The organism is Flavobacterium sp. UBA5153 (genome assembly GCA_002413745.1).
Classification (GTDB): domain Bacteria; phylum Bacteroidota; class Bacteroidia; order Flavobacteriales; family Flavobacteriaceae; genus Flavobacterium.
Genome location: DHXP01000002.1, coordinates 2,900 through 16,526, shown reverse-complemented (window position 1 = coordinate 16,526; position 13,627 = coordinate 2,900). Strand labels below are relative to the sequence as shown.

At 35.3% G+C, this 13,627-nt stretch carries 11 protein-coding genes; 8 read left to right on the top strand and 3 right to left on the bottom strand.

The window, feature by feature from the left end; translation table 11 throughout:
• Positions 1 to 3: 3 nt before the first annotated feature.
• Positions 4 to 2,256: a glycosyltransferase gene (locus B2145_RS00230; protein ID WP_291096945.1), complete on the top strand. Its 2,253-nt coding sequence runs from the start codon at positions 4 to 6 to the stop codon at positions 2,254 to 2,256.
• A gap of 62 nt (positions 2,257 to 2,318) precedes the next feature.
• Here B2145_RS00230 and B2145_RS00225 read toward each other — a convergent pair whose 3' ends face one another.
• Positions 2,319 to 3,443: a cysteine desulfurase family protein gene (locus B2145_RS00225; RefSeq protein WP_291096943.1), complete on the bottom strand. Its 1,125-nt coding sequence runs from the start codon at positions 3,441 to 3,443 to the stop codon at positions 2,319 to 2,321.
• Positions 3,444 to 3,530: 87 nt separating this feature from the next.
• Between B2145_RS00225 and B2145_RS00220 the strand changes: the two genes are divergently transcribed.
• Positions 3,531 to 4,490, top strand: a complete 960-nt coding sequence (locus tag B2145_RS00220; protein WP_291096941.1) for a hypothetical protein — start codon at positions 3,531 to 3,533, stop codon at positions 4,488 to 4,490.
• Positions 4,491 to 4,497: 7 nt separating this feature from the next.
• Here the strand turns inward: B2145_RS00220 and B2145_RS00215 are convergent, their stop codons facing one another.
• Complete coding sequence (locus B2145_RS00215) at positions 4,498 to 5,049, bottom strand: Smr/MutS family protein (protein ID WP_291096939.1); 552 nt, start codon at positions 5,047 to 5,049, stop codon at positions 4,498 to 4,500.
• A gap of 577 nt (positions 5,050 to 5,626) precedes the next feature.
• Here B2145_RS00215 and B2145_RS00210 point away from each other — a divergent pair.
• Both B2145_RS00210 and B2145_RS00205 read left to right on the top strand, forming a co-directional pair.
• Positions 5,627 to 6,253, top strand: coding sequence for an outer membrane beta-barrel protein (locus B2145_RS00210; protein WP_291096937.1), 627 nt, complete (start codon positions 5,627 to 5,629; stop codon positions 6,251 to 6,253).
• Positions 6,254 to 6,266: 13 nt separating this feature from the next.
• Complete coding sequence (locus tag B2145_RS00205; protein ID WP_291096935.1) at positions 6,267 to 8,102, top strand: T9SS type A sorting domain-containing protein; 1,836 nt, start codon at positions 6,267 to 6,269, stop codon at positions 8,100 to 8,102.
• 164 nt (positions 8,103 to 8,266) lie between these two features.
• Here the strand turns inward: B2145_RS00205 and B2145_RS00200 are convergent, their stop codons facing one another.
• Positions 8,267 to 9,538 carry an NRAMP family divalent metal transporter gene (locus B2145_RS00200; RefSeq protein ID WP_291096933.1) on the bottom strand — a complete coding sequence of 424 codons (1,272 nt, stop codon included), beginning with the start codon at positions 9,536 to 9,538 and terminating at the stop codon, positions 8,267 to 8,269.
• Between the two features lie 274 nt (positions 9,539 to 9,812).
• On the opposite strand from B2145_RS00200, the gene epsC reads away from it, so the two are divergent.
• The 4 genes from epsC (at position 9,813) to B2145_RS00180 (ending at position 13,410) form a co-directional block, all read left to right on the top strand.
• Positions 9,813 to 10,604 (top strand): serine O-acetyltransferase EpsC, encoded by a 792-nt coding sequence (epsC, locus tag B2145_RS00195; RefSeq protein ID WP_291096931.1) that lies wholly within the window; start codon positions 9,813 to 9,815, stop codon positions 10,602 to 10,604.
• Positions 10,605 to 11,492: a cysteine synthase CysM gene (cysM, locus tag B2145_RS00190; RefSeq protein WP_291096930.1), complete on the top strand. Its 888-nt coding sequence runs from the start codon at positions 10,605 to 10,607 to the stop codon at positions 11,490 to 11,492.
• A 155-nt stretch (positions 11,493 to 11,647) separates the two neighbouring features.
• Entirely contained in the window at positions 11,648 to 12,361 is a 714-nt protein-coding gene (locus B2145_RS00185) for an SGNH/GDSL hydrolase family protein (protein WP_291096928.1), read from the top strand.
• Positions 12,362 to 12,423: 62 nt separating this feature from the next.
• Positions 12,424 to 13,410: an aldo/keto reductase gene (locus B2145_RS00180; RefSeq protein ID WP_291096926.1), complete on the top strand. Its 987-nt coding sequence runs from the start codon at positions 12,424 to 12,426 to the stop codon at positions 13,408 to 13,410.
• The last annotated feature ends 217 nt before the right edge of the window (positions 13,411 to 13,627 follow it).

Below are 13,627 nucleotides of genomic sequence, written 5' to 3'. Positions count from 1 at the left end.
AACATGAAATTTGAGAAAGGAATAAAAATGCTAATTGTAAGTTCTTATCCACCCCGAGAGTGCGGAATAGCAACTTTTTCTAACGATATTGTAAATTCTGTGAAAAAGGTTTTTGGGCATACACTTCCCATTGAAGTCTGTGCTTTGCAAAATGAAATGAACCATTTTGAATACGGAAATGAAGTGAAATATATTTTATCTACCGCTTCCATAGATGAATATCGCCTGGTTGCAGAGAAAATAAATGAACGAAATGATATTGGACTGGTTTGCATCCAACATGAATTTGGACTTTATGGTGGAGAGTATGGTGATTATCTTCTCGCATTCTTATTGGCGCTAAACAAACCAATTATAACGGTTTTTCACACGGTATTACCAAATCCAGATGAAAAAAGAAAAAAAGTGGTTCAGGCAATTATTGATTTATCAAATAGAATCGTAGTCCTCACAAATAATTCACAAGAGATTTTAACAAACCAATATAATTGTCAAAAGTCGAAAATAAATGTGATACCACACGGCACTCATATCGTGCTTTGGGAGCAAAAGGAAATATTAAAAACCAAATATCACTATTCCGATAAAATAGTGATGTCCACATTTGGGTTAATTAGCGAAAATAAAAACATTGAAACAGTATTATATTCTTTACCTGAAATCATTGCTAAACATCCTGAAGTTATTTACTTGGTGATTGGAAAAACACATCCCGAAATTATAAAAAGAGAAGGAGAAAAATACTGCAATATGCTCATGGATATTGTACAGAAACTTCATTTAGAGAAGAATGTTGTTTTTATCAATGAATATCTTGAATTAAAGCAGTTACTTAAATATTTAACCCTATCAGACATTTATCTGTTTACTTCCAAAGACCCCAATCAAGCTGTAAGCGGCACCTTTGCTTACGCCATGAGTTGCGGCTGTGCCGTCATTTCTACCCCAATACCCCACGCTGTTGAAGCCCTCAAAGAAGGGAACGGAATATTGTTAAACGGGTTTGATAAACCCGAAGAGTTTCAAAAAGCGATATTAAAACTTATCGAAAGCAAAGAGGAACGAATTGCGATGGGAAAAAATGCTTATTCCTTATCCCATGCAACAACATGGGAAAATATTGCCATTCAATATGGACTCCTTTTCGGTAAATTAACTAACAGGGAAGAAGATTTGAGCTTCAATTTACCACCAATCAAATTAAACCATATTAAGGAACTTACCACGGGAGTGGGAATACTTCAATTTTCAAACTTTAGCCAGCCTGATCCAGTATCAGGCTATACGTTAGATGACAATGCAAGAGCATTAATAAATATGGTAATGTATCATAATTATTGTCAGGATGACACTGCTTTGAAACTGGCAAATACCTATTTAAGTTTTATAGAAGATATCCAGCGAGACAATGGCCGTTTTGATAATTACAAAAATTATGAATGTCAATTAACACCACAAAATTCAGAAGTCAATCTTGATGATGCCAACGGAAGAGCATTATGGGCTTTGGGTTATGTGATTGCTCATAAGCATACACTTCCTTTAGATTTGGTACGGCGAGCAGAAAAATGCTGGGATAAGGCACTAGAAAATATTTACGAAATCACTTCTCCACGAGCCATTGCCTATACCATAAAAGGCCTTTACGGTTACTATTCGATAAATCCAAAGGAAACAATAAAGAAATATATAGAGCAACTTGCCGATAATCTATTGAATCATTATCACATCAATTCAGAAAAAAATTGGTGCTGGTATGAAGACTATATGACATATGCCAATAATGTGTTGCCCGAAGCAATGCTGTATAGTTATTTGGCCACGGGAAACCATAAATATAAGAAAATTGCCATAATTACCTTTGATTTTCTTTTGTCACATTATTTTATGAAAGGGCAGCTAAAAGTAATTTCAAATAAAGGATGGTTTAAAAAGGAAAATGAAAGAGTATTCTATGGAGAACAACCTATTGAAGTGGCCACTACAATTATTACTTTGGATTTGTTTTATGAAGTAACCGGGAATATTAAATATAAAGATCAACTTGAACTGGCTTTCATCTGGTTTCTAGGAAATAATCACCTTAAACAAATTATGTATAATCCAGAAAACGGAGCTTCTTATGACGGCCTTGAAGATAAACACGTTAATATTAATCAAGGGGCAGAATCAACCTTGTGTTTTTTCAAGTCACAATTAATAATGGGAAAACATGCTAAAAAAAATGCCAATCAGACAAAAGTGATTGATATATAAGCAAAACAAGGTGTCTTAAAGTTAACTATTTCAACCAAAAAAGGTAGATTTTAAAATAGGATTCATATACTTTTTAAACCTTCAATCAACAAATCAATATCTTGTTTCGTGTTATAATGACTGAAAGAAATACGCAAACTGGGCTTTTTTAAATCGTCGTTCGAAAGCATTTCTGCCAAAACGTGTGATGGCCTTATACTCCCTGACTGACAGGCACTTCCGCGTGAAATTGCGATTCCCTTCATATCTAGATGAAATAAAATCATCGCCGTTTTATCTTCCGAGAAAGGCATTAATACATTCAAAATAGTGTAAAAACCATCTTGGATACCGTTGATTTCAAACGCTGGAAATTCAATTTCAAGCTGCTCAACCAAATAGGTTTTCAATTCGGAAATATGCTGTCTTTCGGTTTCCAAATTAGCATAAGAAAATTCCAATGCCTTTGCCATTCCTGCAATTTGATGTACCGCTTCGGTTCCCGGACGCAAGCCTTTTTCCTGTTCACCTCCATAAAACAGCGGTTGTAATCCCGAATTTTTTCGAACAAAAGCAAAACCAACCCCTTTGGGTCCGTGAAATTTATGTGCGCTTGCCACCATAAAATCAATAGGCAACGCTTTCAAATCAATTTCAGTTTTCCCTACGGATTGCACCATATCCGAGTGAAAAAGTGCGTTGTGTTGCTCACAAATCCGCCCTACTTTATCCACATCCAAAACAGTTCCTATTTCGTTGTTCACGTGCATCAAACTTACCAAGGTTTTCGTTTCTTGCGAAAGCAACTCCACTAAATCAGTAATATCAATTTCACCATTTGGCTTTATAGCCACATAATCCACTTGAATTTCAAACTCTTTTTGCAAGGCTTGAACCACATATAAAACGGCGTGGTGTTCTATTTTACTGGTAATAATTCGTTTCACCTTTAAATCTTTAACCGACGAGCGAAGTATCCAATTATTAGCTTCGGTGCCACAAGAAGTAAAAGTAATTTCCTGTGCCGAACTATTCAAATATTTGGCGATTGACTTTCTGGAAAGTTCCAGAACACTTTTGGCATTCCGACCAATACTGTGAGTTGACGACGGATTTCCATAGTCCCCAGATAAAACTTTGGTCATTTCCTGAATGACTTCAGGACGGAGTTGCGTTGTTGAGGCGTTATCAAGATATACTTTTTTCATTATCGCAAAGTTATGAAATATCAATTGTGATTTCTCTACTATCAATTGCCAATTTTTTCACTATTTTTGACCAAAATATTTTATACGATGAAAAGAGTTGCGAGTCTATTGTTTTTTGTGATGTTATTAAACGGTTGTAATGACGGTAATTTAGTTTTGGAAACTATTAATTTTGAAAATGTCGCAACACAAAGTTGCAGTGAAAATAATATCATCTATAAACTAAAGCCTGAAGAAGCATTACTCCTTGAAATTCCTAAAAGTTCGTTTCTAAACGAACCGACTTTAGTTGACGCCCCCACAGAAATAGATATTAACAGCACCAATCGTGTGGTTTACCGGTTTTATAACGGAACCGTGTCTGCCAATAATATTTGTGAAACAATACCGCCTGCAACGCCAATCGTCACTGACCAATGGACTGCTACAGCAGGAATAATTCAAATAATTACCACCGCTGTAAAAACAACAAATGCTACTGATAATAGTACAAAAATTACTGGTTACAATCATAATATTAGTTTCAAGAATATCACTTTTGCAAAAAATAACGGAACCCAAGTTTATGAAACTTTTCCTTTTGGGGATTATGTAACACCTTCAACTCCCTTGCCTTTTGGTTTTGATAAAACAGTAGAAAGATGCAGTGTCAACTCTCCGAATTTAATCTATAATCATACCAGTAGCGAAGCTTTAACATTGGATATTGACCCCACTTTGATTGTTAGTGCCGCAACACCTTTGAATTCACCAAGAACAGGGGTAATCAGTGCCACTACAAATAAACTTACTTATAGCTTATATGCTGGTCTTCTTACAGCCGATTATTTTTGTAATGCAACAATTCCGACATCTCCTGCAATAAGTGAAGAGTGGGATGCCGTAGCTGGAATATCAGGCGTAAGTGGTATCGTTGAGGTGACCACGACAACAAATGGAACAGGTTTTAAACACACCATCGTTATCAAAAAAGCAACTTTGAAGAAAGGAAATAGTGACTTCTCGCTTGGCGATAATTATATATATGGCGAATTATTGACCAACTAATTCTATCTTATTTACTGTTTTGTTTAATAAAAACTTCTGTTGCACCAAGACCATATTTTTGATAATTGGCGTCTTGAAAAGCTATATTATCATAACGACCCAATAAAAAATCCAGTTCCGATTTTAGTATTCCTTCGCCAACTCCGTGAATAAAAACGATTTTCGGAATTCGATTTCTTATGGCAAATTCTATGTGTCGTTTTGCTGTTTCAGATTGTAAAGTCAGAATGTCATAATTAGACATTCCCCTTTTATTGGGAACCAGTTTTTCGATATGCAAATCAAATTCCGGTGCTGAAATCTCATACTTGTCTTTGCGTTCTTTGACGAAACTTCTTGGTTTTGGAATTTCTTTTTCTTTAGCAATCTCTCCTACATTAATTCTTTTGATAGAATCCATCAAGTTGCTGGAATCGTTAACTTTAAGCAACTCATTGACAGAAAATGTCATCATAAAACCATCTTCGGTTTCAATGGCGACTTCCTTGTCTTTGACCGCAAACACCACTCCATTTATGGCTTCATCCAGAACTGAAACTTTATCTCCTTTAACTAACATCTTCTTCCTTAATTTATTTTGATTTATATTCAACACTTGGTATGAGATTTCAAAAGTAATGAACTTTAAAACAACATCATTTACTATTGAAAAGGATTCTTGATTATTATGATGAAATTCCTTTTATATCAATTTTTCATTTTAAACACAACCTAAATTTTAACAAAGTTTACAGTAAAACTGCCAATTTTGTTAAATGTAAGATTCTTTTGATTGTTGAATGTTTTTATTAGACTATTTTTATATTTATTGCTTTGTCTTTTAAACTATTAATTGTTGGAAGTTTGTTTAAATCAATAAAAATAAAAAACCGTAAAAAAAAGACTAAAAAACCGTAATATACTATGATTCATTAGTTATAATTTTGATAAATAAACTTAATTAGAAAACAGTATTGTCATTTAATTCTAAAAAAATAAAAATTATGAAATAACCCCACACAAAAAAAGAAAGCCATTCGCAAGGCGAACAGCTTCTCATCGTAAAGAAAAACAATCTCTCACAAAAGTTTAACTTAACACCACAAAAATATGAAAAAAAACCACTCTTTTTAAAAACAATTTAAACCTTAAATATTATGAACTCAATTAAATTACTTTTTATCGCTACATTGTTATTTTCACTTTCTTCAAACGCTCAAATCACTAAAGGCAACTGGATGGTTGGAGGAACAGGTTCGTTTGATTCTTATAGACAGGAGCAAACTTTTATATATCAACCTACAGGACTCGAAGCAAATGTTAACTGGTCTAACCAAGATATTGAGATATCTGCAAAAGTGGGTTATTTTGTTATCGATAAACTTGTTTTAGGAGTTACGCCTACTTATACTCGTATTAAAAGTAAAACAATTTCAAATGACCCAAACTGGAGTGGAGGTTCACAAGATACTTATAAATTTTCTCTAGGACCATTTGCTAGATATTATTTTTTAAGTAAAGACAAGCCATTTAATATACTAACAGAAGTAAACTATCAATTAGGGGTTTCGAGTATGAATATACCTCCTAAAGAAAGAGGTTCTTTGAATAAGTTCACTTTTCTAGTAGGTCCTGAAATATTTTTTAATTCATCAGTAGGTATAGAGGTATTGCTTGGCTATAAAACTTCTATCGAGAAAATAAAAAATCCTTATTACCCATCAAATCAAGAAAAAGGATTTCAGGTAGCAGTCGGATTTCAAATACATTTAGAAAAACGTTAAAATTATAAAAATTATGAAAAAATTATTATGCCTGTATATATTAATTGCAACAACAGTTGCAAGTGCTCAAACCATTGCACCTGTTCAAACTGGTGAATTTTGCCCAAATCAAGAATATGTTTTTACATTGACATTACCTGGTAATTATAGTACACTTAATGCTTCTGCGGGTGCTACTGTTACTCAATTTCCATCTGGTAGCGGAACAAGCGTGACGTTTAAAGGAAAATTTTCTGATACTAGTGGCACACAAGTTTTTACTGTAACTTATTCAAATGGTTCATACTCTTTTCCATTTACCAAGGTGAAATCCTTATTTGGAGGTTATAAAGAAGGTAATACGGTGAGTCAAATTGTTGCCCCAATGTGTGAAACAACTTCAATACCGTTTAGTATTACTGGTGATCAGTATAGGGATATTTCAACAAATCCTATTACCTATTTTGGTTCCATTAACAACTACGATTACATAATTCCTGCTGGTTGGAGATTAAACGGCATACTATCAACAGGAAGTAATTGGATATCAGCAAGTGGTAGTGTTACCTTAACTCCCGATGCAAGTACAGGAGGAGGTTCAGTTCTCCAATACATAGCAAAAAGCGATTGCAGTAATGCTTTTTTTCAGGGAACAGCTAGATATGTCAGTATTGTAAGACCAATCCCAACGTTTAGTATTTCGCCTGCATCAATGCAAATAGCTTGTGGCACCACACCTACACAAATATTTACAGTTAATGCTTCGAGTTCAACAGCTTGCTCCGTTTCTTATGTTTGGAATCTTGGTGTTAATAATGGTTGGCTCTACGGTGGCAGTCCTGCTCCCGCAACAATTAACACTTCGACGAATTCTATAACTTTAACATCTGCAAATGGAAATACTTTACCAGCATCTGTTTATGTAACTCCTATTTACAACAGTGTTGCACAAACACAACTAAAATGCACTATAGATTTTACACCCTTTACAAGTACGGCAGTAATATCTGGAGGAACAAGTTCCTTTTGTACCCTACAAAGCACATCAATATTTACAATAGATGCTGGAGCAGGAAACACAGTGACTTGGAGTAGTTCAAATTCGGGAATAGCGACAGTAAGCGGCGGTACTAACTCACAAGTTACAGTTACTGCACAGTCGCAAGGCCTATTTTATGTTAATGCTAGAATAACAAATCCTTGCGGACAATGGGTTGATAAGACAAGTTTTTCAATAACTGTTGGTACACCAATGGCTTCAATAGACGGCTATACTTGTGTTACAGAAAGTGCTCCTTGCTCTTTAAACGTTACTGCAAACAACAATTATTTAGCTTTCTCTTTGTCTGCTCCTTTAGGTAGTTATACTCCTTTAGATTCAGATTGGCAATGGGAGAAAATTTATGGAAATTTTTATTTCTTGGAAAACGGACAGTATAATAGTGCAACACATACAGGAATACAAGGAAATATTTATATCACAGGAGCAAATCCTACTGACAATCCACTACAATTTAGATGTAGGGTAAGAAATTCTTGTGCTTGGGGACAATGGAGAACTTATACTTGGAATGATGGAACAACAACGCCAGTTGTACCTCCAACACCACCGGCAGAATATTTTATAGTTTATCCAAATCCTGCTGGAACTGCTACTGGTATATCATTAGCTGATATAAATATTAAACCAAATAGTCCTCCAACAACAGCCGAATTATATAGTATTAGTGGTGTTCTTCAATCTACATCATATTTCAATAATTATTCATCGGGTTTCTATGTTGGTAATCTATTCAGTGGTAGTACATACTATATAATTATCCATTTTAGTGACGGTAGCACCGAAGGACATACATTGTATAAAAGTTAATTTCATACAGTACAATGTTCATAACCATAACGTTCGATAATCATACCGAAACGCACACGATCGTAAAATACTAGAATTTCTAATAAAATTCAACATAAGTAATAGTAAAAAAGAGGTTTTCAACAAACCTCTTTTTTACTTGTTAAACATATTTCTATTTCAAGTTAATCAGTTGTTAGTTGCAGGTAAATTAAAGCTACAGCAGCAACCGTCATAATAATTAATGCTGCAAAGCCCAGAATGTTTGATGTCCTGCCATTTGTGAATTTTCCCATAACTTTTTTGTTGTTGGAAATATGAAGAATAATGGCAATTAAAACCGGCGCGGTCAATCCATAAAGAATGGCGGTATAAATCAATGCCTTGATTGGTGAAATACCAATATAATTCAATGACAAGCCCAGTATTAATGAAACACCAATAACACTATAAAATGCTTTTGCTTCATGGAATTTTTTGTTAAGCCCTTGCTCCCAACCAAAAGTTTCGGTAATAATATACGAAAGTGAACCACTTAAAACAGGAATTGCAATAAGACCTGTACCAATTATTCCAATAGCAAAAAGAAGATAGGCCAAATTTCCTGCCAATGGTTTTAATGCCATAGCGGCTTGTTCTACTGTGTCAATCTGATGAATACCTCCATTAAATAGTACTGTTCCCGTAGTAAGAATGATAAAATACATTACAAAACCCGAAAATGACATTCCAAAATCGACATCTTCCTTCATTTCATGAATTATCCTTTTATTCACTATCAAGTGTTTTTTGCCTTTATTCATTTCCTCCACTTCTACAGATGCTTGCCAAAAAAAGAGGTAAGGTGATATTGTGGTTCCAAGAATACCAACAAGAATACCCATAAAATCCTTGTCGAATTTAATACTAGGAATAAAGGTAGCCTTAAGAATTTGTGTAAAATCTTGTTTATAAAGAAACGGCACTATAAAATAAACCAACATAACTATACAAAGGTATTTTAACGTAGAAGCAATTTTTTGATAGGGTAAATATATAATTAACCCCAAGAGTATTATTGTAAACAAAACACTAAAGTAAGTAGCATCAATTGTTGGAAACAATAGGTTTCCCACTGCACCCATTCCTGCAATATCAGCGCCAATATTCATTACAATAGCAGGAAAACTAAACAGTAACATTAAGTACAAAACAGGTTTTGGATAATTATTTCTAAGCGCTCCCGTTAAGCCTTGGGAAGTAACCAAACCAATTCGGGCACACATTTGCTGAATTGCAGCCATTAAAGGAAATGCAATTAGTGCAGTCCACAGCGTTGAAAGCCCATAAACAGCTCCTGCCTGTGAGTAGGTTGCAATACCTGAAGGGTCATCATCACTAGCTCCTGTTACAAGTCCTGGCCCAAGAAGTTTCCAAAAACGAGAGAGTTTATTTTTTAGTTTTACTCTATTGTTCATCTTTTATATTTTTATTAGATTCTTTAAAAAGCTAAAAACAAGACATTCCTTTTTCGTGATATAACTAATAAAAATTGAATTGATCTTCGTATAAATTAATTTACAGGCTAATTTACATATTTATAAAATCACATTTACATAAATGACAATTCATCTTCGCCTTTTGTGGTTTTTCGTCCTAATCATTATGCAAATTTATTTACCTAATTGTTACGGCAATTTCTAAAAACACCTTACTTTTACCACTTTCTATTAATAATTCAATTCCACAATCGTGACAAAAGATCTAATCCTCCAAAATATTGCAGCGTTAAAGAGCCATTTTTCCATTAATTACGGAATCAAGACAAAAGTAGAAGCGTTTACCGAAAAACTGTTTTACACTTTATTTGATACCAATGCGCCTTTAAGCCAAAGCATTGGCGAACTTGAAAAACTATTCAAGGAAATTTCTGTAATCGCATGCAAAAAACCGACAGACTCCCACGATTCTGTTTGGGACCAGTTTCTTGAAAAACTGCCTTCAGTCCTAGAAAATTTAAATATGGATGCCACTTACATCTTGGAAAACGATCCAGCTTCTAACAGTATAGAAGAAGTATATTTGGCTTATCCTGGATTTTATGCCATTGCCATTTATAGATTGAGCCATGAATTGTACCTTTTAGACATGTTACTTTTTTCTAGATTAATGAGTGAATATGCACATCAAATTACCGGAACCGATATTCACGCAGGCGCAACCATTGCTTCTCCATTCTTTATTGACCATGCTACCGGGATTGTAATTGGAGAAACAACGGTCATTGAAAAACACGTGAAATTGTACCAAGGAGTTACTTTGGGTGCATTGAGTGTCAGTAAATACATGAAAAACAAAAAAAGACACCCTACCGTAGAGAAAAATGTTTGTATTTATGCCAATGCAACCATTTTGGGAGGAGAAACCATCATTGGAAAAAACAGTATTATTGGTGGAAATACATGGATTACAAAATCGATTCCTGCAAAATCCATAGTAACCAATACCACAGCCACAGAAGTAAAAATAAAAGAGCTAAAATAGATGAAGCCACAAAAAATAGTAGACCTAATTGGGAATACCCCTTTGGTGGAAACTACAAATTTGGTTAAAAATAAGAATGTGAAACTTTTATTGAAGCTTGAGGGAAACAATCCCGGGGGAAGCGTAAAAGACCGTCCGGCCTACAATATGGTAGTGTCCGCATTAGAAAGAGGAGACATCAAAAAGGGAGACAAACTCATCGAAGCCACCAGTGGCAACACCGGAATAGCTTTGGCCATGATTGCCCAATTATTCAACATAAAAATTGAACTGGTGCTTCCGGAAGACTCCACCAAAGAACGGGTTCAAACCATGCGTGCTTACGGCGCGACAGTTATTTTAACACCAGCTAACGAAGGAATTATTGGTTCGAGGGATTATGCCGATAAGAAGATTGCCGAAGGAGGTTACATCATGTTGAATCAATTTGCCAATGCCGACAACTGGAAAGCGCATTACAAAACTACAGGTCCGGAAATATGGAATGACACCCAAGGAACCGTAACCCACTTTGTGTCAGCGATGGGAACCACGGGAACTATCATAGGAACTTCCACCTATTTGAAAGAGAAAAATGCAGCCATCCAAATTATTGGCACACAGCCAAGTGATGGTTCCCAGATACCAGGAATCAGGAAATGGCCACAGGAATATTTGCCCAAGATATTTGATGCTTCAAAGGTGGATACCATTATGGAAGTAAGCGAACAGGAAGCGCGAGATATGACCAAACGGTTGGCACTCGAAGAAGGAATTTTTGCCGGAATGAGTAGTGGAGGTGCCGTTGCCGTTGCGCTAAAAGTAGCCAATCAATTGGATTCTGGAGTTGTGGTTGCCATTATTTGTGACCGAGGCGATCGTTATTTGTCTTCGGATTTGTTTGATTAAATGCTTAACTTTATCAGAGTAGTCTTCTTTTTTATATCACGTTGACTCTAAATAAAGAAAATCTTTTTTAGTTTTGAAATAAGGAGTACCTTATCGTTTTATTCTAATTCAATAGAACTCAATTGTTGCTTTATAACTATCTAATCAAATTACTAATGAAAAACCTAAAATTAATTTATTGTATCATTTTTTTATCAATCTTTATGGGAGAACAATTACAGGCTCAGGACTGGCCAAATTTAAATAAATACCAAAATGAAAATGCCGCTCTCGGTCTACCGGCATCTGGACAAAGCAGGATTGTGTTTATGGGAGATTCCATAACTGAATTCTGGTCTGTCCTTTGCCCTGAATTTTTTTCCGGAAAACCGTATGTCAATCGGGGCATTAGCGGACAAACCACTCCACAAATGCTGATTCGTTTCAGAGCCGACGTGATTGCTTTAAAACCATCTGTTGTGCTACTATTAGCCGGTGTCAATGACATTGCCGAAAATACTGGTCCTTCTACGCTAGAGATGATAACAGGCAATATTTTTTCGATGGTCGAACTGGCAAAGGCGAACCACATCAAAGTGATTCTATGTTCGGTGCTTCCCGCTTTTGATTTTCCTTGGAAACATGGACTTCATCCCGCTGAAAATATTGTAACTTTGAATGAAATGATAAAGAAGTATGCCGATGCCAATGGGATTATGTACCTTGATTATTATTCGGCCATGGTGGATGCACAAAAAGGATTGAAAGCTACCTACTCAGAGGATGGCGTACACCCTAATAAAGCAGGATACCAAGTAATGGAACCTCTTGCCGAAGAAGCCATAGCTAAAATTTTATTGAAAAAACAGACCCCAAAAAAGGCAAAATAACAGCCATACTTGTGAGGTACAAAACAATAATTAGATAACCGTTAAGAATAAATACTAAAAAAATGAACTATCGAAAACTAGGTAAAACAGATTTTAAAATCTCCGAAATATCGCTTGGCACTTGGCAAGTGGGAGGAAAATGGGGTTCTCCCTTCAATGACAAAACCGCAGACGAACTGATCAATACCGCCATTGATAATGGTGTGAATTTTATTGACACAGCCGATGTTTACGAAAATGGATTGAGCGAAACTGCTGTAGGCAGAGTAGTTCGATCCCGTTCAGAACGAATCTATGTGGCTACAAAATGTGGACGACAAATAAATCCTCATGTTAATGAAGGCTATCAACCCAAGGTGCTACAAAAATTTGTAGAGGATAGCCTGAAAAGAACCGGACTGGAAACACTGGATCTAATTCAATTGCATTGTCCTCCGAACCAGGTATTTTACCGCCCGGAAATTTTTGAAATGTTTGATCGTTTAAAGGAACAAGGAAAGATTTTAAATCTGGGAGTCAGTGTAGAAAAAGTGGAGGAAGCATTAAAAGCCATTGAATATCCAAATGTAACAACGGTTCAAATCATCTTTAACCTTTTCCGTCAACGACCGTCAGAACTGTTTTTCAAGGAAGCACAAAAGCGTGATATTGGTATCATAGCAAGAGTACCATTAGCCAGTGGACTTCTAACAGGAAAATTTAATGCTGAAACAACTTTTGACACCCAAGACCACAGAAATTTCAATCGAAATGGGGCGGCTTTTGACAAAGGCGAAACCTTCTCAGGCATTAATTATGAATTAGGTTTGAAAGCGGTGGAAGCCTTGAAAGCCTTATTCCCTGGCGTGACTAATTTGGCTCCGATTGCTTTACAATGGATTTTAAGTTTTGATGCTATCAGTTGTATTATTCCGGGCGCATCAAAAGTGAGTCACGTACAGTCTAATTTATCGGTGTATGATTTACCGAAATTGACCCCCGAAAAAATTGTGGCAATGAATGCAATTTATGAGCAATACATAAAGCCGGAAGTACACCAGCTTTGGTAATGAATTCCTTAAGTATTAAAAAAACGAATAATTTACAACAAAAAGCCATCCCGATTAAAATTGGGATGGCTTTAATTTGAACTGTTATTATAAAAAATAGGTTTACTGTTTTATCAAATTGACTTATTTTTCTATAATTGCTCTATTTAATACCATTGGTTAGTATATTTTAGTCCAATCGTTATAGTATAATGCCGCTGTATATTTCATTTAGTTC

Excerpts from the sequence above, each read along its gene's own strand:
- B2145_RS00230 (WP_291096945.1), top strand. The coding sequence starts at position 4 with ATGAAATTTGAGAAAGGAATAAAAATGCTAATTGTAAGTTCTTATCCA.
- B2145_RS00225 (WP_291096943.1), bottom strand. The coding sequence starts at position 3,443 with ATGAAAAAAGTATATCTTGATAACGCCTCAACAACGCAACTCCGTCCT.
- B2145_RS00220 (WP_291096941.1), top strand. The coding sequence starts at position 3,531 with ATGAAAAGAGTTGCGAGTCTATTGTTTTTTGTGATGTTATTAAACGGT.
- B2145_RS00215 (WP_291096939.1), bottom strand. The coding sequence starts at position 5,049 with ATGTTAGTTAAAGGAGATAAAGTTTCAGTTCTGGATGAAGCCATAAAT.
- B2145_RS00210 (WP_291096937.1), top strand. The coding sequence starts at position 5,627 with ATGAACTCAATTAAATTACTTTTTATCGCTACATTGTTATTTTCACTT.
- B2145_RS00205 (WP_291096935.1), top strand. The coding sequence starts at position 6,267 with ATGAAAAAATTATTATGCCTGTATATATTAATTGCAACAACAGTTGCA.
- B2145_RS00200 (WP_291096933.1), bottom strand. The coding sequence starts at position 9,538 with ATGAACAATAGAGTAAAACTAAAAAATAAACTCTCTCGTTTTTGGAAA.
- cysM (WP_291096930.1), top strand. The coding sequence starts at position 10,605 with ATGAAGCCACAAAAAATAGTAGACCTAATTGGGAATACCCCTTTGGTG.
- B2145_RS00185 (WP_291096928.1), top strand. The coding sequence starts at position 11,648 with ATGAAAAACCTAAAATTAATTTATTGTATCATTTTTTTATCAATCTTT.
- B2145_RS00180 (WP_291096926.1), top strand. The coding sequence starts at position 12,424 with ATGAACTATCGAAAACTAGGTAAAACAGATTTTAAAATCTCCGAAATA.